The 23,318-nt window shown below is 50.5% G+C and carries 18 protein-coding genes, 3 tRNA genes and 6 pseudogenes; 13 read left to right on the top strand and 14 right to left on the bottom strand.

From position 1 onward, the window contains the following. Nucleotides 1–4: 4 nt before the first annotated feature. Complete coding sequence (locus O3W44_RS04985; protein ID WP_269292212.1) at nt 5–409, bottom strand: hypothetical protein; 405 nt, start codon at nt 407–409, stop codon at nt 5–7. 390 nt (nt 410–799) lie between these two features. Between O3W44_RS04985 and sufA the strand changes: the two genes are divergently transcribed. The 7 genes and pseudogenes from sufA (at nt 800) to O3W44_RS04950 (ending at nt 7,466) form a co-directional block, all read left to right on the top strand. Further along, nucleotides 800–1,174, top strand: coding sequence for a Fe-S cluster assembly scaffold SufA (gene sufA, locus O3W44_RS04980; RefSeq protein WP_269292211.1), 375 nt, complete (start codon nt 800–802; stop codon nt 1,172–1,174). Between the two features lie 7 nt (nt 1,175–1,181). Further along, complete coding sequence (gene sufB, locus O3W44_RS04975) at nt 1,182–2,675, top strand: Fe-S cluster assembly protein SufB (protein ID WP_269292210.1); 1,494 nt, start codon at nt 1,182–1,184, stop codon at nt 2,673–2,675. A 42-nt stretch (nt 2,676–2,717) separates the two neighbouring features. Further along, nucleotides 2,718–3,464: a Fe-S cluster assembly ATPase SufC gene (sufC, locus tag O3W44_RS04970; RefSeq protein ID WP_269292209.1), complete on the top strand. Its 747-nt coding sequence runs from the start codon at nt 2,718–2,720 to the stop codon at nt 3,462–3,464. Further along, nucleotides 3,439–4,715 (top strand): annotated as a pseudogene (gene sufD / locus O3W44_RS04965) (Fe-S cluster assembly protein SufD). Before sufC ends, sufD begins: the two are co-directional and overlap by 26 nt. Continuing rightward, on the top strand, nt 4,712–5,938 hold the full coding sequence (gene sufS, locus O3W44_RS04960; RefSeq protein WP_269292208.1) for a cysteine desulfurase SufS: 1,227 nt from the start codon (nt 4,712–4,714) through the stop codon (nt 5,936–5,938). Before sufD ends, sufS begins: the two are co-directional and overlap by 4 nt. A gap of 21 nt (nt 5,939–5,959) precedes the next feature. Next, nucleotides 5,960–6,376, top strand: a complete 417-nt coding sequence (gene sufE / locus O3W44_RS04955) for a cysteine desulfuration protein SufE (protein ID WP_269292207.1) — start codon at nt 5,960–5,962, stop codon at nt 6,374–6,376. Between the two features lie 56 nt (nt 6,377–6,432). Beyond that, nucleotides 6,433–7,466: pseudogene (locus tag O3W44_RS04950) on the top strand (L,D-transpeptidase family protein). Between the two features lie 77 nt (nt 7,467–7,543). On the opposite strand, the gene O3W44_RS04945 reads toward O3W44_RS04950, so the two are convergent. The 6 genes from O3W44_RS04945 to O3W44_RS04920 form a co-directional block, all read right to left on the bottom strand. Beyond that, nucleotides 7,544–7,780, bottom strand: a complete 237-nt coding sequence (locus O3W44_RS04945) for a major outer membrane lipoprotein (RefSeq protein ID WP_006118977.1) — start codon at nt 7,778–7,780, stop codon at nt 7,544–7,546. A gap of 302 nt (nt 7,781–8,082) precedes the next feature. Beyond that, nucleotides 8,083–9,495, bottom strand: a complete 1,413-nt coding sequence (gene pykF, locus O3W44_RS04940) for a pyruvate kinase PykF (RefSeq protein ID WP_269292206.1) — start codon at nt 9,493–9,495, stop codon at nt 8,083–8,085. Between the two features lie 342 nt (nt 9,496–9,837). Then, nucleotides 9,838–9,914, bottom strand: a tRNA-Val gene (locus tag O3W44_RS04935). Nucleotides 9,915–9,924: 10 nt separating this feature from the next. Then, a tRNA-Val gene (locus O3W44_RS04930) sits at nt 9,925–10,001 on the bottom strand. A 3-nt stretch (nt 10,002–10,004) separates the two neighbouring features. Beyond that, nucleotides 10,005–10,081 (bottom strand) — tRNA-Val (locus tag O3W44_RS04925). A 152-nt stretch (nt 10,082–10,233) separates the two neighbouring features. Continuing rightward, complete coding sequence (locus tag O3W44_RS04920; protein ID WP_269292205.1) at nt 10,234–11,607, bottom strand: MATE family efflux transporter; 1,374 nt, start codon at nt 11,605–11,607, stop codon at nt 10,234–10,236. Nucleotides 11,608–11,809: 202 nt separating this feature from the next. On the opposite strand from O3W44_RS04920, the gene O3W44_RS04915 reads away from it, so the two are divergent. Continuing rightward, nucleotides 11,810–12,463, top strand: coding sequence for a riboflavin synthase subunit alpha (locus tag O3W44_RS04915; RefSeq protein WP_269292204.1), 654 nt, complete (start codon nt 11,810–11,812; stop codon nt 12,461–12,463). A gap of 51 nt (nt 12,464–12,514) precedes the next feature. Here O3W44_RS04915 and cfa read toward each other — a convergent pair. Together cfa and punC are read right to left on the bottom strand one after the other, a co-directional pair. Continuing rightward, a pseudogene (cfa, locus tag O3W44_RS04910) lies at nt 12,515–13,661 on the bottom strand (cyclopropane fatty acyl phospholipid synthase). A 317-nt stretch (nt 13,662–13,978) separates the two neighbouring features. Continuing rightward, nucleotides 13,979–15,178 (bottom strand): purine nucleoside transporter PunC, encoded by a 1,200-nt coding sequence (gene punC / locus O3W44_RS04905; RefSeq protein ID WP_269292203.1) that lies wholly within the window; start codon nt 15,176–15,178, stop codon nt 13,979–13,981. 107 nt (nt 15,179–15,285) lie between these two features. Here punC and punR point away from each other — a divergent pair. Then, nucleotides 15,286–16,190 (top strand): annotated as a pseudogene (gene punR, locus O3W44_RS04900) (DNA-binding transcriptional activator PunR). Here punR and purR read toward each other — a convergent pair. Further along, nucleotides 16,187–17,212 carry an HTH-type transcriptional repressor PurR gene (purR, locus tag O3W44_RS04895; protein ID WP_269292202.1) on the bottom strand — a complete coding sequence of 342 codons (1,026 nt, stop codon included), beginning with the start codon at nt 17,210–17,212 and terminating at the stop codon, nt 16,187–16,189. The pseudogene punR and the gene purR overlap by 4 nt on opposite strands. A 281-nt stretch (nt 17,213–17,493) precedes the next feature. Between purR and cydH the strand changes: the two genes are divergently transcribed. Continuing rightward, nucleotides 17,494–17,583: a cytochrome bd-I oxidase subunit CydH gene (cydH, locus tag O3W44_RS04890; RefSeq protein WP_269292200.1), complete on the top strand. Its 90-nt coding sequence runs from the start codon at nt 17,494–17,496 to the stop codon at nt 17,581–17,583. Nucleotides 17,584–17,623: 40 nt separating this feature from the next. Here the strand turns inward: cydH and O3W44_RS04885 are convergent. Continuing rightward, nucleotides 17,624–18,395: pseudogene (locus tag O3W44_RS04885) on the bottom strand (C40 family peptidase). Nucleotides 18,396–18,757: 362 nt separating this feature from the next. On the opposite strand from O3W44_RS04885, the gene O3W44_RS04880 reads away from it, so the two are divergent. Continuing rightward, nucleotides 18,758–19,093: a Grx4 family monothiol glutaredoxin gene (locus tag O3W44_RS04880; RefSeq protein WP_176035873.1), complete on the top strand. Its 336-nt coding sequence runs from the start codon at nt 18,758–18,760 to the stop codon at nt 19,091–19,093. Nucleotides 19,094–19,127: 34 nt separating this feature from the next. On the opposite strand, the gene rnt is transcribed toward O3W44_RS04880, so the two are convergent. From rnt to O3W44_RS04865, 3 genes are all read right to left on the bottom strand, one after another. Further along, the gene (gene rnt / locus O3W44_RS04875; RefSeq protein WP_269292199.1) at nt 19,128–19,796 is read right to left on the bottom strand and encodes a ribonuclease T; all 669 of its coding nucleotides are present in this window, start codon (nt 19,794–19,796) and stop codon (nt 19,128–19,130) included. A 126-nt stretch (nt 19,797–19,922) separates the two neighbouring features. Continuing rightward, nucleotides 19,923–20,330, bottom strand: a complete 408-nt coding sequence (gloA, locus tag O3W44_RS04870; protein WP_269292198.1) for a lactoylglutathione lyase — start codon at nt 20,328–20,330, stop codon at nt 19,923–19,925. 99 nt (nt 20,331–20,429) lie between these two features. Continuing rightward, nucleotides 20,430–21,530 (bottom strand): alkene reductase, encoded by a 1,101-nt coding sequence (locus tag O3W44_RS04865; protein WP_269292197.1) that lies wholly within the window; start codon nt 21,528–21,530, stop codon nt 20,430–20,432. Nucleotides 21,531–22,086: 556 nt separating this feature from the next. Here O3W44_RS04865 and O3W44_RS04860 point away from each other — a divergent pair. Then, nucleotides 22,087–22,325: pseudogene (locus O3W44_RS04860) on the top strand (DUF1289 domain-containing protein). 65 nt (nt 22,326–22,390) lie between these two features. Continuing rightward, complete coding sequence (locus O3W44_RS04855; protein ID WP_269292196.1) at nt 22,391–23,287, top strand: aldo/keto reductase; 897 nt, start codon at nt 22,391–22,393, stop codon at nt 23,285–23,287. Nucleotides 23,288–23,318 lie beyond the last annotated feature (31 nt).

Below are 23,318 nucleotides of genomic sequence, written 5' to 3'. Positions count from 1 at the left end.
TGGATTAGAATATCCAGCCGGCGTGACGGACAAAGTCACTTTGCAGGGCGGTGGCTTTGTCCCATTCGCCCACCATCGCTAACTGATGGCAAAGCCGGGTTAATGACAAACGCGCCAGTTGGTAAGCTTGAATACGAAATAATCGGTCACGATCGCTATTTCCCATCTCTTGCACTAAACGGTGATGAAGTTTGCCCATGGCATGTAAATAGCTGTGATCGTCCCCGTTGAGCTGGCAGATCTCTGCCATATCCAGGCAGGTATCGTTGAACTGACGTAATTGCTGAATGGAACAGTCGGCGCGGTCAAGTTTTGCCTGCGCCATATAAAAATCGACGGTAATGTCACGCACTGAAAATTTATATTCATCGATTTTATGCTGTAGCCAGGCAGAGACAGAAAGCGTCATAGTGCCACCCCGAACGTGAATGATAATAATTATCATATTCAACTGGGCGCGGAATGCAATTACTCAGGCAGAAAAAATTTATTGATTTACATCGCCTGTTAATAAAATCGGAAATAACAATCTGTTTACATCGCAGAAAGGCGTAACCTATCAATAACCCTGTTATACAAAAGTGATGAAATGCAATTTCACTATTTATTAACAAGTTACATTGCATATCTTCACTTTTACTCTCTCACCGCAAAGTGAGTTGAAGAGACTATGCTTAATAAAGCAGCGATTAAAAACAGCACAAGATGATTATCCCTGCAAAACAAGAGGTTGAAGTGATCGACCAGATCACTACCATAGGGGATAGCCTGAAAAGGTCCGGACTCAAGAGGTACTAACATGGCATCTGTTAATGCAGACTCTTTCTCACCTGACGACTTTGTCTGGAAAGGGCTGACGCTGACTGAAACCGCAGCGAAACAAATTCTCAATCTGGCCGCACAAGACCCTGAAGTCAAGGGACTGCGACTGAGCGTGAAACAATCCGGCTGTGCCGGTTTTGGTTACGTCATGGATCTGGTGAAGCAGCCAGAGGATGACGATCTGCAGTTCTCGTTCCATGGCGCAACGCTGTTTGTGCCGCTTCAGGCCATGCCGTTTGTCGATGGCACCGAAGTGGATTACGTCCGCGAAGGCCTGAATCAGATCTTTAAATTCAATAACCCTAAAGCTCAGCACGCCTGCGGGTGTGGTGAAAGCTTTGGCGTCGAGTAAGTGAAATATGTCACGACACAGCGAAGCATCTGAAGATGTACAAATGTGGGAAGGCAAGCTCAATTACAAAGAGGGCTTCTTTACCCAATTGCAAACCGAAGAGTTTGCTCACGGTATCAACGAAGATGTGGTGCGAGCCATTTCAGCTAAGCGTAACGAACCAGAGTGGATGCTGGAGTTTCGTCTCAAAGCTTTCCGTGCCTGGCTTGAAATGGAAGAGCCGCACTGGCTGAAAGCGCACTACGAGAAACTCGATTATCAGGATTACAGCTATTACTCAGCGCCGTCCTGCGGCAACTGTGACGATAGCTGCGCCTCAGAACCGGGCGCAACGCAGGCATCAGGCAGTACGCCAGCCAGCGACTATCTGACGCAGGAAGTTGAGAACGCGTTTAATCAGCTGGGTGTTCCGGTGCGTGAAGGCAGAGAAGTGGCCGTTGATGCCATTTTTGACTCCGTCTCCGTGGCCACTACTTATCGCGGCAAGCTGGCAGAGCAGGGCATTATTTTCTGCTCGTTCGGCGAAGCGATTCAGGAACATCCTGAGCTGGTGAAACAATATTTGGGCACCGTGGTGCCGGCGAATGACAACTTCTTTGCTGCACTGAACTCAGCGGTCGCCTCTGACGGCACCTTTGTCTATATCCCGAAAGGGGTGCGCTGCCCGATGGAACTGTCGACCTATTTCCGTATTAATGCGGCAAAAACGGGTCAGTTCGAACGCACGATCCTGATTGCAGACGAAGACAGCTATGTCAGCTATATCGAAGGGTGTTCCGCGCCAGTGCGTGATACCTATCAGCTGCACGCCGCTGTGGTTGAAGTCATCATCCATAAAAATGCGGAAGTAAAATACTCAACCGTACAGAACTGGTTCCCTGGTGGCGAAGGCGAAGGCGGTATCCTTAATTTCGTTACCAAGCGCGCACTGTGCGAAGGCGACCACAGCAAAATGTCGTGGACGCAGTCGGAAACCGGTTCGGCAATCACCTGGAAGTACCCAAGCTGCATCCTGCGTGGTGACTACTCAGTCGGTGAGTTCTACTCCGTGGCGTTAACCAGCGGCCATCAGCAGGCAGATACCGGGACCAAGATGATCCACATTGGTAAAAACACCAAGTCGACCATCATCTCTAAAGGCATTTCGGCCGGTAAGAGCCAGAATACCTATCGCGGCCTGGTTAAAATTATGCCAACGGCGACCAATGCGCGTAACTTCACGCAGTGTGACTCAATGTTAATTGGTCCGGATTGTGGCGCACATACCTTCCCGTATGTGGAAACACGTAACAATACTGCTCAGCTGGAGCACGAAGCGACGACCTCGCGTATCGGTGAAGATCAGATGTTCTATTGTCTGCAGCGCGGTATCAGCGAGGAAGATGCGATTTCAATGATCGTGAACGGCTTCTGTAAAGATGTATTCTCTGAGCTGCCACTGGAATTCGCTGTGGAAGCACAAAAACTGTTAGCTATCAGCCTTGAGCACAGTGTGGGCTGATGCCGTCACACGCGTTGCCGGAAGCAATGTGAAGGATTAAGTATGTTAAGTATTAAAGATTTACAGGTCAGCGTTGAAGACAAAGCCATTTTGCGTGGTTTGAATCTCGAAATTAAACCGGGTGAAGTGCATGCAATCATGGGCCCGAACGGCTCAGGTAAAAGTACCCTGTCAGCAACGCTGGCGGGCCGTGAAGATTATGAAGTGACTGGCGGTTCCATAACCTTTAAGGGCAAAGATCTGCTGGAACTGGAGCCGGAAGAACGTGCTGGCGAAGGTATCTTTATGGCTTTCCAGTATCCGGTTGAGATCCCAGGCGTCAGTAACCAGTTTTTCCTGCAGACCTCTGTTAATGCGGTGCGTAAATATCGCGAACAAGAAGAGTTAGATCGCTTCGACTTCCAGGATTTTATCGAAGATAAAATTCATCTGCTGAAAATGCCAGAAGATCTGTTGACTCGCTCGGTGAACGTCGGCTTCTCTGGCGGTGAGAAGAAGCGTAACGATATTCTGCAGATGGCGGCGCTGGAGCCTGAACTGTGCATTCTTGATGAAACTGACTCCGGTCTCGATATCGATGCGCTGAAAATTGTGGCTAATGGCGTGAACAGCCTGCGCGATGAGAAGCGTGCTTTTGTTATCGTCACGCACTATCAACGTATTCTGGACTACATCAAGCCAGACTTTGTGCACGTTCTGTATCAGGGTAAAATTGTTAAATCTGGCGACTTTTCGCTGGTGAAACAGCTGGAGGAGCAAGGTTATGGCTGGCTTACCGACGAAGAGTGATAGTGCGCTGCAACAGTGGCACCATTTGTTTGAATCACGCGGTGAGGTTCGCTCACTGCAGGCTCAACAGCACTGGCAGCAACTGATGCGCCTGGGCTTGCCGACCCGCAAGCATGAAAACTGGAAGTACACGCCGCTCGACACGCTGTTAGCGCAACAGTTTGTGCTGCCGCAGGATCAGGATATTTCAGCTGAGCAGGTTGAAGCCCTGGCGCTGCCGTTAGATGCGGTGCGTCTGGTGTTTGTTGATGGCCGCTATCAGCCCTCGCTGAGCGCCGCTGACACAGACTTGTTTGATATCCAGCACAGCCTGGCGGCAGAGCGTCGCCCTTTGCCTGCGCCGGTTCAGCCTGAAGTCTTTTGCATCTGACGGAAAGCCTGGCAGAAGAAGTCACCATGATTCATCTGGCGCGTGGCAAAGCGGCAGCGCGTCCACTCTATCTGCTGCATATTACCCGCGGCCAGGATGCGGGGATGAATACGGTTCATCATCGTCATCATGTGCAGCTGGAAGAGAGCGCGGAAGCTGAGGTCATTGAGCATTACGTCACTCTGAACGCATCAGCGCATTTCACGGGTGCTCGCGTAACGTTCAACGTGGCTGATAATGCCCGTTTGAGGCACACCAAGCTGGCGTTTGAGAGCAGCGAAAGTTATCACTTTGCCCATAACGACATGGTTATTGGTCGTGATGCGCAGGTAAGCAGCACCAGCTTCTTGCTGGGCGCAGGCCTGACGCGCCATAACACCAGTACGCAGCTGAACGGTGAAAATACCCAACTGGCTATTAACAGTCTGGTTCTGCCAGTGAAACAGGAAGTGGCGGATACACGCACCTACCTGGAGCACAACAAAGGGTATTGCCTGAGCCGTCAAATGCATAAAACCATCGTGCGTGATAAAGGACGCGCGGTGTTTAACGGCCACATTAAAGTGGCGCAGCATGCATTGAAAACTGACGGACAGATGACCAACAACAACCTGTTGCTGGGCCGACTGGCTGAAGTGGATACCAAGCCGCAGCTTGAAATTTACGCTGACGATGTAAAATGTAGTCACGGCGCGACCGTTGGCCGCATCGATGACGAACAGATGTTCTACCTGCGTTCGCGCGGTATCGAACAGGATGCTGCACAGACCATGATTATTCATGCTTTTGCAGCTGAACTTACTGAAACACTGGAAAACGACGTGCTGCGTCAGGCCGTTCTGCAACGCATTGCTGAACGTTTTCCCGGAGGCGACTCATGACAGACTTCGATCTCGAACGAATCAGGGCAGATTTTCCAATCCTGAAGCGTGAGGTCAACGGTCATCCGCTGGCCTACCTGGATAGCGCGGCCAGCGCCCAACGCCCGCTGTCGGTTATCAACGCCGAAAGCCATTTTTATCAGCACGGCTACGCAGCCGTGCACCGCGGTATCCATACGCTGAGTGCGCAGGCGACCAGTGATATGGAGAACGTTCGCGATCAGGCGGCGCGTTTTCTCAATGCGTCATCTCCTGAAGAAATTGTGTTCGTTAAGGGCACAACGGAAGGGATTAATCTGGTTGCGAATAGCTGGGGCGGGAGTCAGTTACAGCCCGGCGATAATCTGATCATCACCGAGATGGAGCATCACGCTAACATCGTGCCATGGCAGATGGTGGCAGCGCGTACCGGTGCGGAAATCCGCGTACTGCCATTAACCGATAACGGTGAACTGGCGCTGGAAAAGCTGGCTGGCTTGATTGACAGCCGGAGTCGTTTGCTGGCAGTCACCCATGTCTCTAACGTGCTCGGTACAATCAACCCGGTGAAGGCGATTGTCGCGCAGGCTAAAGCCGCGGGTCTCGTGACGCTGATTGATGGCGCACAGGCCGTCATGCACGATAAAGTTGATGTGCAGGATATTGGCTGCGACTTTTATGTCTTCTCAGGGCATAAGCTCTATGGCCCTACCGGCACCGGTGTGTTGTACGGTCGTAAAGCTTTGCTTGATGACATGCCGCCCTGGGAAGGTGGTGGTTCGATGATCGGCACGGTGGAGTTGCCTACAGGCACTACGTGGAACACGTCGCCGTGGCGTTTCGAAGCGGGCACCCCGAACACGGGCGGAATTATCGGTCTGGGCGCCGCGCTGGCCTATGTCCAGGCGTTGGGGTTAAAAACGATTCATCAACGTGAACGTGATTTGATGCGCTATGCCCTGGATAAACTGGCCTCAGTGCCTGATATACAGATTTATGGCCCGGAAAATCGTACTGGCGTTATCGCGTTTAATCTCGGTAAGCATCATGCTTTTGATGTCGGCAGTTTCCTCGATCAATACGGTATCGCTATTCGCACCGGCCATCACTGTGCGATGCCGCTGATGCGCCGCTATGCTGTACCTGCCATGTGTCGCGCCTCATTTGCTTTTTATAACAGCGAAGAGGAAGCCGATCGGCTGGCAGCAGGACTGACGCGTATTCATCGACTGCTGGGTGGTTGAGCTGAATAAACGGAGTAACTGATGGCAAATTTGCCAGAAAAAGAGAAGTTGGTGCGCAACTTTAATCGTTGCGCCAACTGGGAAGAGAAGTACCTTTACATCATTGAGTTGGGTTCAAAACTTCCAGAATCCTCTGAAAGCTTGCATCAGCCTGAGAACGTCATTTCTGGCTGTCAAAGTCAGGTCTGGATCAAAATGACCCCGCAGGCGGACGGCACTATCGCCTTTGAAGGTGACAGTGATGCAGCCATCGTTAAAGGCTTGATTGCCGTAGTGTTTAGCCTGTATCAGCACCTTTCTGCGGCCGATATCGTTGCGCTTGATGTGCGTCACTGGTTCAGTGAGCTGGCATTGATGCAGCATCTTACGCCGACGCGCTCGCAGGGGCTTGAGGCGATGATTCGGTCTATTCGCCATACCGCTCAGCACCTCTCCTGAGCTAAACTCAACAGACGCCAGCCGGCGTCTGTTTTTTTATCTGATGAGAAAATTGCATGAAACCTGCTTTACGTTTAGCCGGTGCATTGCTGCTGACCTGTTTTGGGCTCTCTGCATCCACATTTGCCACGGAATATCCTTTACCACCGCCTGACAGTCGCCTGATTGGTGAAAACATCCTGACCCAGGTTCCTGATAACAAACACCCCTTGAAGATATCGCCTCTCACTATAAAGTTGGCCTGCTGGGAATGCTGGAAGCGAACCCCGGCACCGATCCCTGGCTGCCGAAAGCGGGTACGCAACTCACTGTCCCGCTGCAAATGATCCTGCCTGATACGCCGCGTGAAGGGATTGTCGTAAACCTGGCGGAGCTGCGCCTCTATTACTATCCCAAAGGCGAAGAGAAGGTCATCGTCTATCCCATTGGCATTGGTCAGTTAGGCGCGGCAACGCCCGTAATGGTGACCAGTATCAGTCAAAAAATCCCTAATCCAACCTGGACACCTACAGCGAATATCCGCAAGCGTTACGCAAAAGAGGGCGTCACACTGCCTGCGGTGGTGCCAGCAGGTCCTGATAACCCTATGGGTCTGTTTGCGCTACGCCTGGCACGCGGAACGGGCCAGTATTTGATTCACGGCACTAATGCCAAATTTGGTATCGGTATGCGTGTAAGTTCTGGCTGTATCCGGCTGCGCACAGAAGATATTGAAGCACTGTTTGCTCGCGTGCCGAAAGGAACGCGAGTGCAGATCATCAATCAGCCCGTGAAATACGCCGTTGAGCCGGACGGCAAGCGTTACGTGGAAGTGCATCAGCCTCTTTCGCGCACCGACAAAGACGATCCGCAAACCATGCCAATTGCCTTAAATGCAGAGATGAAAACGTTTTTGAAAAGCGACAAGAGCGATACAGCCCTGATTAAAGAGGCTTTAGCGCGTCGTTCAGGCATGCCCGTGCTGGTAAGCAGTGGAGAGCCCGTTAATCACGATACGCCGCTGCCAGCTGTGCTACAAGCGCCACAGCAAGCACAAGGACAAACGATCGGTGAAGCGATGGGAGAAACAACAACTTTATCGCCGCAGTAGCGACAACGCCACGGAAGGCATGATAAACAAAGGCAAAAAAATGGCGCCACATGGGCGCCATTTTTAAACCAGAACTCTTACTTACGGTAAGAGTGAGCCTGGTTGTCCAGACGCTGGTTAGCGCGAGCTGCGTCATCTTTAGCAGCCTGAACGTCTGAACGCACTGCGTTCACGTCGTTGCTCAGCTGGTCAACTTTAGCGTTCAGAGTCTGAACGTCTGAAGACAGCTGGTCAATTTTAGCGTTGCTTGAGCAACCAGCCAGCAGAGTTGAACCCAGGATTACCGCGCCCAGTACCAGTTTAGTACGATTCATTATTTATACCCTCTAGATTGAGTTAATCTCCATGTAGCGTTACAAGTATTACACAAAGCTTTTTAAGTTGAGAATAAATTTTTGATAAGAAGATGCTTAAACGTGTTCGTTCGCTCAAAGAAACAGCGAATCGCAGAAGATGATAAAAAAATTTAGCGAAAACAGAGAGATTTAATCGGATTAACCTTAATTTAAAGGGAATTTGAATAGTTAATTTCGATTGGAATTTTTCTGAATTTGTATTAAGTGTGAAATAAAAAAGCGCCTAAATAAGGCGCTTTAAATAAGAAGGTTTAAAACTATTATAAAACGTGTACTGACGCAGTATTTGTCGTTCCACTTGGTACTAATGCACCAGAAACTAATACGACGACATCGCCTTTTTGGCCGTAACCACTTTCCAGGGCGGCTTCTTTGCCGAGACGATAAAAATCATCGGTAGATGCAATTTCATGCACCAAACGCGTCTCAATACCTTTGCTCAGAATTAACTGACGCGCTGTAGTGGCATTCGTGGTTAACGCCAGAATGGTGGCATTTGGGAAGTATTTACGCACGGCTTTAGCAGACTTACCGCCTTCGGTCGCAACCACAATCAGTGGTGCTTCCAGTTTTTCCGCTGTCTCAACGGCACCGCGGCAAACAGCTTCGGTAATGCGCAGTTTGCGAGCATCGTTCTGGCTATCAATACGCGGTTTCATTACGCGATCGGTGCGCTCGCAGATGGTTGCCATGATGTTAACCGATTCCAGCGGATATTTGCCTTTAGCACTTTCGCCTGACAGCATAACGGCGTCTGTGCCGTCAAGAATCGCGTTAGCGACGTCGCCGGCTTCAGCGCGTGTAGGGCGGGGGTTTTTGATCATTGAGTCAAGCATCTGCGTTGCGGTAATCACCACTTTGCGGGCTTTATTACACTTTTTGATCATCATCTTCTGCGCGAAGATTACTTCTTCAACCGGAATTTCAACCCCTAAATCGCCACGAGCGACCATGATGCCGTCAGAAGCATCCAGAATCTCATCGAAGTTATTCAGGCCTTCCTGGTTTTCAATCTTAGAGATGATCTGAATATGCTCGCCGCCGTGCTGTTTCAGGTGCTCACGGATTTCCAGCACGTCAGAACGTTTACGAATGAAGGATGCCGCAACGAAATCGACGCCTTGTTCGCAACCAAAAATCAGGTCTCGCTTGTCTTTTTCAGCCAGAGCAGGCAATTGAATGGAAACACCAGGCAGGTTAACACCTTTGTTTTCACCCAGGTCACCGTTGTTCAGCACTTTACATACCACAGTGTTTTCGGTGACTTCGGTCACTTCCATGCCGATCAGGCCATCATCCACCAGAACGGTGTTACCAATTTTTAGATCAGCGGTAAAACCTGGGTAGGTCACAGCGACACGCTCACTGTTACCGATCACGCTTTGGTCGGTAGTGAAAGTGAACGTCTGGCCCGCTTTCAGAGACGCATCATTGCCGCCTTCCAGTTTCATAGTACGAATTTCAGGGCCTTTGGTGTCCAGCAAAATAGCCGCCTGACGACCGGTTTTTTCCATCACGGCACGCATATTTGTGATGCGCTGGCCATGTTCGGCATAGTCACCGTGAGAAAAATTAAGACGCATAACATTCATGCCAGCCTCAAGCAGTTGAGTCAGCATATCTTCTGATTCGGTTTTTGGACCGATAGTACAAACGATCTTAGTCTTTTTCATGACAGGTTATCTGTAAGTTGTGTTGGATGATAAAGGTCTGGATTCGATGGCACGGCATCGAAGTGAAAATTCTGATTGAAATCGAAACGGACGGTACAAAGTAAGAATAGGTGACGAAGGCCAGACGTGCAGGGAAGTTGTGTGGTTACGTTAGTGAACCACCCTGTTGTTGTTGCGCAAATAATCTGAGTTATCGCTGTAAGCACGTGTGCGCTGAAACCTTTCAAGTGAACAACGCGGCACAGTATAGACGCTAAGTGTGCGAAAACCAATTAAAAAGCGGAGCGGTTAAGCGACGCAGATCAAGAAAAAGGGAGTTGCGCAACAGAGAAAAACAAGAAGTGGTGCGCTCTAATGGACTCGAACCATCGACCCCCACCATGTCAAGGTGGTGCTCTAACCAACTGAGCTAAGAGCGCATTTCAATATTGGTGCGTCCGAGTGGACTCGAACCACCGACCCCCACCATGTCAAGGTGGTGCTCTAACCAACTGAGCTACGGACGCACTTGGTGCGCTCTAATGGACTCGAACCATCGACCCCCACCATGTCAAGGTGGTGCTCTAACCAACTGAGCTAAGAGCGCAACACGCTGTCAGGGCGACAGCGGGGACGAATATTAACGGCAGCCTGAGAGACTGGCAAGGGGAAAAATGCTTTTTTCGTAATGACTGCTGAGCAACTGCGCTATGCGCCGTTTTTTAGCCGTTACGGGCCTTTTCAGGCCCGTTCAACCACTTAGCGCGCCGCACGTGTCAAAATCACCTGCGCGGGCAGTTGCTGCAACCGGCGAATACGCCATAGCATCATTATCGCGGCCGAAGTCAGGCCGATAATAAATCCGCACCAAAAACCAGCCGGACCCAATGGTGCAACAACCCAGTTGGTTAAGCCTAAAATATAACCGGTGGGCAAACCCAGCAGCCAGTAAGCAATAAACGTGATAAAGAAGATGGAACGCGTATCTTTATAGCCACGCAAAATGCCGCTGCCAATCACCTGAATAGAATCAGAGAATTGATAAATGGCTGCCAGAAACATCAGTTGCGCTGCAAGCGTGACGACCTCAGGGTTATCGTTATACAGCAGCGCGATTTCATGCCGAAAGGTGACGGTGAAAATTGCCGTCACGGCGGCCATGCTTATCCCGACGCCCTGCGCGGCCCATGCTGAAACACACGCCTGTTCAACAGAGCCTTCGCCCAGTCGATGTCCCACGCGGATCGTCGTAGCGACGCCAATCGACAGGGGTATGACAAACATCAGAGAGCTGAAGTTAAGTGCGATCTGGTGTCCGGCAACATCAACGATACCGAGCGGGGAGACCAGCAGGGCAACCACAGCAAACAGCGTAACTTCAAAAAACAGGGCCAGCGCCACGGGCAAGCCCAGCGTAACTAAACGGCGCAGCACAGGCCATGAAGGGGATGACCAGCGGCTCGCCATGCGAATATCTCGCATACTGCCCATACGGCGTACCCAGAAGCGCATACAGAGAAACATCACCCAGTAAACGGAGGCTGTCGCAACGCCGCAACCGACGCCGCCCAGAGCGGGCATGCCGAAGTGTCCATAAATAAAGATATAGTTAAGCGGGATATTCACCATTAAGCCGATGAAGCCCAACACCATACCCGGTTTGGTCTTTGATAAGCCTTCGCACTGATTACGCATCACCTGAAAAAACAGATATCCCGGTGCGCCAAACAGCAAGGCATGAAGATATCCCTCCGCTTTTTGTGCTAAAAGCGGATCGATATCGTGCATTGCCCGGATCAAATAGCCGGCATTCCATAGCACGAGCATAATAAAAATAGCCACGAAAGATGCCAGCCAGTAACCCTGACGAATTTGCTCAGCGATACGTTCGCGGCGGCCTGAACCGTTGAGTTGCGCAACGGTGGGCGTCAATGCAAGAAGAAGACCATGACCAAACAGAATGGCCGGAAGCCAAACAGACGTGCCGACAGCAACGGCGGCCATATCCGTGGCGCTCACCGCGCCGGCCATAATGGTATCCACAAATCCCATTGCGGTTTGAGCCACCTGAGCCAGGATGACAGGAATCGCAAGGGCCAGCAATTGACGCGCTTCTGTTAAATACTTCTGCACGTAAGCACCTGACTTAATAGTTAAACAAGAGAGCGAATAAGCCCCAAAGAAGAGCGCGACCTAGTGTAACTGGCGTAATAAGTTTCTCCAATCTTTGTCACACAATGCGGTTTCTCGGGCTGTAAAGAGCCGGACACGCCTGAAACCTAACAGCTTGCTTTAGCTGTGATAAACTAGCGTAAACTTCGCAGAGGCAACGACTATGTTTACCGGTATTGTGCAGGGCACCGCAGAAATTGTGTCCATTGAAGAAAAAGAGCTGTTCCGCACTCATATTGTCAGACTCCCGCCAGAATTACTGCCGGGCTTAGCGTTAGGCGCATCGGTAGCGCACAACGGCTGCTGTCTGACCGTGACGGCCATTGACGGCGATTTAGTAAGTTTTGACCTTATTAAAGAGACGTTACGCGTGACCAACCTCGGCGATTTAAAACAGGGTGACGTAGTCAATATTGAGCGCGCAGCGAAGTTCAGCGATGAGATCGGTGGGCATTTAATGTCAGGTCATATTATGACCACCGCTGAAATCTGCAAAATTATTCAGTCAGAAAATAATCGGGAAGTGTGGTTTAAAATTCAGGATCCTTTGCAGATGAAATATATTCTGCACAAAGGGTTTGTTGGCATTGACGGTATTAGCCTGACCGTTGGCGATGTGATGAAAACTAAATTTTGCGTTTACCTGATTCCTGAAACGTTAGAGCGCACTACGCTAGGCGCAAAAAGCTTTGGTGATCGCGTTAATATTGAAATCGACCCCCACACTCAGGCAATAGTCGAGACGGTGGAGCGCGTACTGGCGCAACGTGATGCCGCCGCCCTGAAAGCATTAGCGGAACAGCCTCATCAGGAATAACGCTGACAAATTAAAAAGGCGCTTATGCGCCTTTATTGTTTATTATCTTACTTAACGCGCGACGCGTAATCCGCCTTCAACACCGCGACTAAACACCACTTGCCATAACTGAATATCCCGTGCGCGGAACGCGCCTGCACAGGCGTTGAGATAATAGGAGAACATACGCCTGAAGCGTTCACCATAGTTACCTTCCAGTTGCGGCCATGCCTGCAAAAAGCGTTCATACCAGGCCATTAATGTCGTGTCATAATCCGCGCCAAAATTATGCCAGTCTTCAAGAATGAAATGTGGCTCGCTGGCATCAGCAATATGACGAACGGAAGGTAAACAGCCATTAGGGAAAATATATTTGTCGATCCAGGGATCAACATTCATATTCGTCTTGATTGCGCCAATAGTATGTAACAGAAATAACCCGTCTGGCGTTAAATTACGATCAGCGACATCGAAATAGGTCGCGTAATTTTTGGGGCCAACGTGTTCAAACATACCGACAGACACAATACGATCAAATTGCTGATTAAGGTCACGATAATCCTGCAGCAGAATAGTAACGTCTAAACCTTCACAGCGGTGCTGTGCCATTTTCTGCTGTTCGGCTGAAATGGTAACACCATGAACCGCGACGCCATAATGCCGTGCCGCATAGGCGGCCAGTCCCCCCAGCCACAACCGATATCTAAAAGCGACATACCGGGTTCCAGCTGCAATTTGCGACAAATCATATCTAATTTGGCTTCCTGCGCTTCCGCTAACGTGGAGGCCTCTTTCCAGTAACCGCAGGAATATTGCATGTAAGGATCGAGCATCAGTGAAAACAAATCGTTTCCCAGATCATAATGCTCTTTACCGACGATCCAGGCACGCTTCCTGGACTGTAGATTAGTCAGGCGAGCGGCAGCGATACGCAACGTATCTTTGAAATGGTGTGGCAGCTTTTGGTCGAGTTTATGTTTAAGCACGCGGTGGAAAAACATATCCAGCCGCTCGCATTCCCACCAACCGTCCATATAGCTTTCACCCAAGCCGAGCGAACCTTCCTGTAAGACACGTTTGAAAAATTCAGGGTTATTTACCTGAATATCCCAGGGCGAGAGCCGTTGATTTCGATATCAGCCTGTTCCACCAATTCATGAACGATACGATACCAATGGTTTTGTTCAAGGCTCACTTCTTCTATACACGATGAACTCATAGCTTCTCCATCACCTGTCCGACCTGAACCTGAGAAAAAGAATAGTCAATTTCTCCAGGGTTGTGAGAAAAGTCACGGAATGGCCCGTGCGCCAGATATCCGACGTATTACAGAGGATTGAAACGGAACAATTTCAGTCTGACACAACGATAACGTACATCGTGCAGACACCATCCCAGCGACAAGGTCGCCAAAAATTTCCTGCTATTATCTTGTTGATTTGGTGCAGATTTATTGACCCGAATGAGTATATTCTCACGCGGGTCAATATTCAACGGCTTATTGTTAGGGTGCTAACTAAAAACAATGCCGTCTTATTAATTATCCTGGCAGGCAGTTTTGGAGGAGGCAATGTCAGTTTGTGCGCCAGAATAACGCTGCAGGCGATAGCCCAGTAATGCCAGCAAAATGGTCAGCGCCATAATAAGCGTGGTGGTAATAAGCGCATGCTGAAGTCCTGCAGAGACCGCCAGGCTGGCAATAAAGCATAAACCTAACTGTAGGGTATTTTGCAGCGCCGCGGCTTTACCGGTGGCGTGAGGAAAAGGCAGCAGGGCGCTGGAGACCACGATGGGATAAATAGCCCCGTTCGCTAACGCCATGCCGCAAAACGGCAACAATAACGCGAGCAAATTATTCATTCCGGCCAGCGAAACGGCAAACAGCGCCAGAATACTCAGGCTGTAAAGCGCCAGCAGCCCGGGCAAAAGTTGTTTACCGTTCAGTCGGTTGAGCAGGGCGCGGCAGCCAAACCCACCAAGTAAAAACGCAAGAGTCTGCGGAATATAGCTAAGGCCAATATCCGCTGGCGTTAAGCCTATAGCAGCCAGAATAAACGGCGAGCCGGTAAGCCAGGCAAAAAAGCTGGCAGAGCAAGCGGAATAGATCAAGACGTTGCCGCTGTAGACTGACGAACGTAACAGGGTAATAAAACCAGGCTGTTTAGTTTTTCCATCCACCGTTTTATGCACTGTCGGTAAACGCAATGTCACGAGGATCAGCATCAGGGCGACAGCAGTCAGAAGCAAAAAAATTGAACGCCAGTGGAAATGGCTGATCAGCCAGGCACCGACCAGCGGCGCTAACGCTGGCGACAGCGCGACTAACGGCATAATGGTTGCAAAAACTTTATTGGCCTGAGACGGTGAATAACGATCGACAACCAAAGCCTGCCAGCTTACTGCAGCAGCACACACCCCAACAGCCTGAATGAAACGCAGCAGCAGCATCAATACACTGTTGTTTACCCATAACATCCCGGCGCAACCGAGAGCAAATAATCCCAGGCCCGCCAGCAGTACAGGTTTACGACCGATACGATCGGACAGCGGTCCCCAGAAAAGTTGCGCACAGGCAAACCCCGCGAGGAACAGACTCATACTGGCGCTGATGATGCCGGGTGTCGTATTAAAGGTTTGCTGCATCGCACCAAAGGCAGGCAAGTACATGTCTGTGGCTAAAAAGCCCAACATACTGAGCAGGGCAAGATAAGGCATGAATGTTTTATTGGTTAACATTAGGTTCTCATTTTTAAGCAATGAACGCGGCAGAGTGTAAAAGGTGCACTTCGTGCTGTGAAACGCTAATATTTGCCGATTGCTGTTAAATTTTTTGCAGGCAGATTATGTGGTCAGAATATGCGTTAGAAGTGGTTGATGCCGTGGCCAGAGGCGGAAGTTTTAGCGCCGCTGCGCAGGAGCTGCATCGTGTGCCTTCTGCTATTAGTTATACCGTGCGTCAGCTTGAAACCTGGCTGGCGGTGCCCTTATTTGAACGCCAGCATCGTGAAGTAGTTTTAACCCCGGCGGGTGAGCATTTTGTACGTGAAGGGCGGAGCGTCATCAAAAAAATGCTGGCTACCCGACGGCAATGCCAGCAGCTGGCCAATGGCTGGCGCGGTCAGTTGAGCATTGCAGTTGACTGCATTGTCAAACCTGAACGCACGCGACAGCTGGTAAAGATTTTTATCGCCACTTCCCGGACATGGAATTACACATTAGCTATGAAGTTTTTAATGGTGTCTGGGATGCGCTGGCTGACGGGCGTGTCGATGTGGCGATCGGTGCAACGCAGGCCATTCCGGTGGGAGGGCGTTTTGCCTTTCAGGATATGGGGGCGCTGAACTGGCGTTGCGTGGTGAGGCATAACCATCCATTGACACAGGAAAGCCAGCTCGATGATGACACGCTACGGCGCTGGCCTTCACTGGTGCTGGAAGATACCTCACGGGCTTTGCCACGCCGCATGACCTGGACGTTAGATAATCAGCGTCGGCTGGTGGTGCCGGACTGGCAAACCGGGCTGGATTGTGTGCTGGGAGGATTGTGTGTGGCAATGATGCCGGGCCATCTGGCACATCCGCTGCTTGATGCAGGCGAGTTAGTGGAGTTGACGCTGCCAGTCGCTTTTCCGGAAAGCCCTTGCTGCGTCAGCTGGGCTGAAGATCGCGCATCACCGGCGCTGGGCTGGTTGCTCAATTACCTGGGTGATGCGCAAACGCTTAATCAAGAGTGGTTAAGCGAAGTTTAGCGGCGATAGTCGCGGAAAGGGCCATAACCCACTGAGCGACGTTCAATTAAGGTTGGATGGACCTCAATAGTTTGTGACTCTTCACGCTTGCTGGTAATACGATCCAGCAGCATCTCCAGCGCCTTTTCGCCAAGCTGAGCTTTCGGCTGATGCACCGTGGTGAGAGCCGGCGTGAAATAGCGTGCGTTGCGCACATTATCATAGCCAATGACGGAAATATCCTGTGGTACGCGCAAACCCATCTCATCAGCCGCACAGATCGCGCCCATCGCCATAATGTCGCCGCCGCAAAATACCGCAGTAGGCCGCTGTTTTTGCGACAGAATTTGCTGCATTGCCTGATAACCTGAGTCTGGCTCAAAATCACCCTGTACAATCCACTCTGCGCGGGGCTGAATACCTGCTTCTTCTAACGCTTTCAAAAAACCGGCATGGCGGCCGCCTCCGGTGTTACGTTCCAGCTGGCCAGGAATTGCACCGATATCGCGATGTCCGCGCTCTATCAGATAGCGGCCGGCAAGATAGCCACCCTGAAAGGCGTTATCCAGAACGGTATCGGTAAAATCGGCGCGAGATTCGCCCCAGTCCATCACCACCATAGGGATGTTGCGGTTCTCTTCCAGCATTTTTAGCAGATCATCAGGATACTCTGAGCACATCACCAACAGCCCGTCGACGCGCTTTTGCGCCATCATCGAGAGATAAGCACGCTGTTTTTGTAGATCGTTGTGCGCGTTACCTAAAATCAGCGTGTAACCCTTGTCGAAACAATGGTTTTCCACCGCTTCAATAATTTCAGCAAAATAAGGCGCTTCGCTGGAGGTCGCCAGTAATCCCAGCGTTTTGGTGTGATTCACCTTCAGACTGCGGGCAACCGCGCTGGGTGAATAATGCAGTTCCTGAATGGCTTGCCAGACTGCATTGCGCGTTTCTTCCGCCACAAAACGCGTTTTATTGATGACGTGAGAGACGGTCGTTGTAGAAACGCCAGCACGTTTCGCCACATCTTTAATTGTTGCCATGAAAAAGGACTCCCGGACTTATCGCAACTCGCTGATAAGCATAATGTTAAACGTTTGCGTCTGCTAAGGGTTTTGCCCGCAAATATGCAGTAATTTTGCCGGTAAAAAGGCGTCTGGGCGGGTTAATTACGCCAAAAGAAGACTGCGAACGGAACCGACGTTGCGCGCGTTGCGCAACAAAGGCTGGATTCTAACAAGGCTGAGCGGATAAAACGAGATTTTTACCGGGTCGTATGGGAAAATGCCTTATCCCTACAAACTGTGTGACTAAGGAGAACGAGATGAGTACCGATCTGAAACTGGCGCTGGCGACCACGGGCGCGGCGCTGCTGATGATTGTGGTGTTTAGCTTTACCGCGATTCTGCATTAATAAAAAAGCCGGGACAGTTCCCGGCTTTTTTGATCTGACGTTAACGAATCGTTTTTGGCGTCATCATACGCCGCGCACCGATATAATGTCGTTGCCAGTAATCCTCGCCAAGGGCGCTGATCTGAATATCTTTGCCGGTCCGTGGCGATTGAATAAATTTGCCATTTCCGAGGTAAACACCCACATGATCGGCGGTGCCGCGGCCATTAATACGGAAAAAACCAAATCGCCTTTTTCCAGGGATTCGCGTTTAACCGGCGCTGCATCACGCAAATGATACATTTCATTGGCGGTGCGTGGGATTTTAAATTTCAGCAAATCTTTGTAGGCGTACCAGACTAATCCACTGCAATCAAAACCGGTATGAGGCGAGGTACCGCCCCACTGATAAGGTTTACCCAATTGCCCCATCAGCTTTGCCATCGCGGTTTCACGCGCTTTTTGATAACGCTGCCGGTGAGCCTTACTCATTTTGATGGTGCTGATAGCGTTGCTTTTAGCCGCCACAATGTCAGATGAACGCTGATGGCCGTAACGCTTTTTAGCTGTTTTAGGCGTGCGTTTTTTAGCGGACGTCGGTTGTGCAACCCCAACGTGTTTTGCTTTTTTAGTTTGAGTTTCTGCGTTGTGGCCTGGCGTGATTTTTTTACCGATGCTTTTACCGGACGTCGCTTGCGTCGTTCATCTTCACGTGCACTTTTTGTCTCCGCTTTATGCGAACTGGCATTAACCGGTGCCTGCGGTGAAGCAGAAGCCACGTTAAAGAACAGCTGGGCAAATGCCAGGATGAAAAGCGTAATCAGTAAACGCATAGTCCGGTTACAGGTTGAGCTGTCAGCTTAGAAATACGCCTGACAGAGTTGGAAAAATCTGATCAAGGATCAGTGCCGGGGCCATTCTAGTCCAGTTTTTTTTTAAAAAAGTAAGTCCTTTTTCTTTTAATCTGTTAATGGCTGACATTTGAGCTGAAAATGAGCAATTTCAGCACTTTATATCAGCGGAATTATTGCAAATTATTAATGCTTTTATCGCGGTTAAAACCGCGATGGGGGGTTCGTCTTAAAATGACTTAACAAACATGGCGATTTAACCCCAGGGCAACAAATTCTCATTTTGAGTCCGAGGGTGAAGTCGCTACAATAAACAAACACGAAGTAACGAATTAAGGAAGGCAATTATGAGTACTGTAGAAAAAATTCAGCGCCAGATCGCAGAAAACCCGATCCTGCTGTACATGAAAGGTTCGCCGAAACTGCCAAGCTGCGGTTTCTCTGCCCAGGCGGTACAGGCACTGTCGGCCTGTGGTGAGCGTTTTGCTTACGTGGATATTCTGCAGAATCCTGATATTCGTGCAGAACTGCCGAAGTACGCTAACTGGCCAACCTTCCCGCAGTTGTGGATTGATGGTGAGTTGGTTGGTGGTTGTGACATCATCGTGGAGATGTTCCAGCGTGGCGAATTGCAGTCGCTGATCAAAGAAACCGCTGAGAAGTTTAAAGAAGCGGAATAAGAAAAGGCCGACAAATGTCGGCCTTTTTTTGCTTTTATTCGGTGGGTTGCGCTGCGGTATCATCCTCTGCAAAGGGCAACGGCCAGCCACCGAGGCGTTTCCAACGGTTCACCAGCTCACAAAACAGAATTGCAGTCTGCTGAGTATCATAAAGTGCGGAATGCGCCTGGGTACTGTCAAAATCCATGCCTGCTGCTTTACAGGCTTTCGCCAATACCGTCTGCCCCAATACTAATCCGCTGAGTGCTGCCGTATCAAAGGTGGCAAAAGGGTGAAAAGGATTCCGTTTCAGGCTGGCACGTTCTGCCGCCGCGGTCATAAAGTTGAGATCAAAGGTCGCGTTGTGGGCCACCATAATGGCGCGATTACAGCCCGTATCTTTGATACCTTTACGCACCATTTTGAAAATGGCATGCAGTGCTTCATATTCGCTAACGGCACCGCGTAAAGGATTGCTGGGATCGATACCGGTAAACGCTAACGCTTCTGGGTGCAACAGCGACCCAACAAAAGGTTCAACGTGGAAATGCAGTGTCTGGTCAAGGTGCAGCCAGCCCTCTTCATCCATTTTCAGCGTGGTCGCGGCAATCTCCAGCAGCGCATCGGTTTTTGCGTTGAAGCCTGCGGTTTCAACATCGATCACGACAGGATAAAAGCCACGGAAGCGTTGATTGAGCGCGTTTAGGGAATTCGATTCAGACATCAGGATCTCATTGCAGAAAAAGGGCAGCGCGCATTATGGCAAAAAACAGCGTTGGGTGCAGCAGGTCCAACAGGAATGGGTTAATGCTTCAGCCTGCCGCCGCGCAGCAGGCTGAACAGGGCAGGCTTAGTTGCCCAGGCCGTGACCGGCGTGTTTGTTTTCAATCAGTTCGATTTTGTAGCCATCCGGATCTTCTACAAAAGCGATAATGGTGGAACCGCCTTTTACCGGACCCGCTTCGCGTGTCACTTTTCCGCCATCGTTGCGGATGCGTTCACACGCGGCGGCAACATCATCTACGCCCAGTGCGATGTGACCGTAAGCGTTGCCCAGATCGTAGCTATCAACACCCCAGTTATAGGTCAGTTCAATAACAGCGCCTTCGCTCTCTTCGGTATAGCCTACAAACGCCAGAGTATATTTGTATTCAGCGTTTTCGCTCTGGCGCAGTAAACGCATGCCCAGCACGCGAGTATAAAAATCGATTGAACGTTGCAAATCGCCAACGCGAAGCATGGTGTGAAGTAAACGCATAACATCCTCTTTATTAGAAAAATGGCTTAAACGCTAAGTATAGCGATGAACAGCACAGAAAAATAACCGCTGCCGTAACAAGTCGTTACGGCAGTTTAATCACGACAGCGTTGGGTAATCCGTGTAGCCTTCAGCGCCGCCGCCGTAGAAGCTTTCCGGACGTTGTGGATTGAGCGGAGCATCTTGCTGTAAACGTTCAACCAGATCCGGGTTAGCAATGTAATCGCGACCAAAAGCCACAGCATCGATCAGCCCACGGGCGATAAGATCATCTGCTTTTTCTACCGTATACGCACCAGCACCGATAATCGTATTCGGGAACAGTTCACGCACTTTTTCACGGAAGGTATCCGTGTAAGGCGTGCCGCCAGCCCAGTCTGGTTCGGATAAGTGCAGATAGGCGATATTGCGTTTTGCCAGTTCGCCAATGTACCACAGCGCCGCTTCTTCCTCGTCCGGGCCGTTGTCCAGGTTCTGGAAACTGCCAACCGGTGATACCCGAATACCAATACGATCGGCTGACCAGTTAGCAATCACCGCATCCACCACTTCCAGTGCAAACCGGCCGCGTTTTTCCATGCTGCCGCCATATTCGTCGCTACGCTGATTTGACCCGGGCGCAAGAAACTGATGCATCAGATAGCCATGTGCAGAGTGCAGTTCAAGCAGATCAAAATCAGCTTCGCGCGCATTTGCCGCAGCCTGTCCAAAGTCTTTAATAATTTGCTGAATTTCAGTTACGCTCAGCTCACGCGGTGTTGAGGTCTCTTCACGATATACGCTGCCATCAGCGGCACGCAGCGAGGTACGGGTACCTGCAGAGAGGGCCGAAGGGGCAACGGGCGCTTTGCCTTCAGGCTGCACGCTGTGGTGTGAAATGCGGCCGGTATGCCACAACTGTACGGCACAGTGACCTCCTGCAGCATGAATACCTTCATTGATCGCTTTCCACGCGGCGATCTGCTGCTGCGTGTGCAGGCCTGGCGCCCCTGCATAGCCTTTCGCCTGAAAAGAGATCTGGGTCGCTTCAGTAATAATCAAACCTGCACTTGCACGCTGGCGGTAATATTCGCCCATCAAAGGCGTAGGAATGTCGCCCGGCTCAATACTGCGCAGACGGGTCAGCGGTGCCATGAAAATGCGATTGGGAACGGTAATTGCCCCGACTTTCAGTGGACGAAACAGCTGGGTACTCGCCATGGTGACTCCTTATAAACAGACCGGTCGTATATAAAATATCTTTTTAAAATCAGGGGGTTTTAGCCCACTATTTAAAAGTATGGTGCTGAAGGTGCAGCGGGGGCACCGCCAGGTAATTTTGCTTTGTAAACGTGTGGTTAACTACAAAAGCGAGAGCCAGGTCTGCCGTTTGTGTCAGAAGAGGGTAAGTTCAGCACAATCTGCTGCCGGGCAGAACGCTCAGCCTGTTGCCGGCACCGCGCTGTCAAACCGCATTGCCTTAACAGATCGCACGCTTGGTTGCTAACTGAGTCTGATCAACCCTAACCGCGCGGCAGACAGAACGGCTTGGCTAAACCTGCAAAAATCAACAGGTTTCATTGGGTTGTAGCGTCTCGTTCACAGCGACCAGCCTAGTAGACCCGTGGGTTCGTTGCAAGCATGCCACGGCTCTCAGGCACATACTGTTCAACGTGATACGTCATCGTGCGTTGAAATTCGCAGCCCAATATGATTATTTCTTGCACAAACGCGCTAAGCTCTCTTCAATACTCTTTTTGTTTTATCCGGAGTCGTTGTGGCGGAACAGCTTGAATTTTTCCCGGTTCCCAGTCCGTGTCGTGGCATCTGCCAGACGGATGCGCGTGGCTTTTGTCTGGGATGTTTACGCAGCCGTGAAGAGCGGTTTAACTGGATGCGGTTTAGCGATGCGCAGAAGCGCGATGTGCTGCGTCTTTGTCACCAGCGTCGGCTACGCCTGTTGCGTCAGCAGAAAAAGATGAGCCGGTTGATCCACAACAACCTTCATTGTTCTGACGCTTTCTCCGTTTCCGTTATACTCCCTGACACGCGTTTTCACCTCTGCAAACAGGGAGTTCAACATGCTACAGCCACAAGCTATCGCTCCACAGGGTCCAAATTTTTCACCGCTGGTCATGGGATACTGGCGCTTAATGGAATGGGACATGACGCCGCAACAGCGGGTCTCATTTATAGAACATCATCTGTCGTTAGGGATTTCCACCGTCGATCATGCAGATATTTATGGTGAATATCGCTGTGAGGCTGCCTTTGGTGAAGCATTAAAGCTGGCGCCGGGCCTGCGCGATCAATTACAGATCGTCACCAAATGTGGGATCGCCACCCGCGCTAAGCCTGAGCACCAGATCGGTCACTACATTACTGACAAAGCCCACATCCTCACGAGTGCAGAGAATTCACTGCGTCACTTAGCCACCGACCGGCTGGATCTGCTACTAATTCACCGCCCCGATCCGTTAATGGATGCAGATGAAGTCGCTGAGGCTTTCATTGCTCTGCACCAGAGCGGCAAAGTCTTGCATTTTGGTGTCTCTAACTTTACCCGCGCGCAGTTGACCTTATTGCAGTCGAGACTGCCGTTTTCACTGGTGACCAATCAGCTTGAAATTTCGCCAATACAACAAAATCTGTTAATGGATGGCACGCTGGATCAATGTCAACAGCAGCGCATTCGTCCTATGGCCTGGTCATGTCTGGGCGGTGGGCAATTATTTAACGATCCGCATTATCAACCGCTGCGTGATGAGCTTGAAGCTGTGCGCCAGGAAATCGGTGCATCGTCGATTGAGCAGGTGGTTTATGCCTGGGTGATTAAATTGCCAAGTAAACCGTTGCCAATTATTGGCTCAGGTAAAGCCGGGCGGGTAAAAGAGGCGGTTGGCGCGCTGAGTTTAACCCTGAATCGTCAACAATGGTTCCGCATTCGTAAAGCGGCGCTGGGATATGATGTGCCCTGAAGCGTAAAACTGCGTCAATCACAGGCAGGAT

Source organism: Pantoea sp. LMR881 (genome assembly GCF_027157825.1).
Lineage (GTDB): Bacteria > Pseudomonadota > Gammaproteobacteria > Enterobacterales > Enterobacteriaceae > Pantoea > Pantoea haifensis.
Note: the sequence above shows the minus strand (reverse complement) of the source record. Positions and strands in the feature narration are given on the sequence as shown.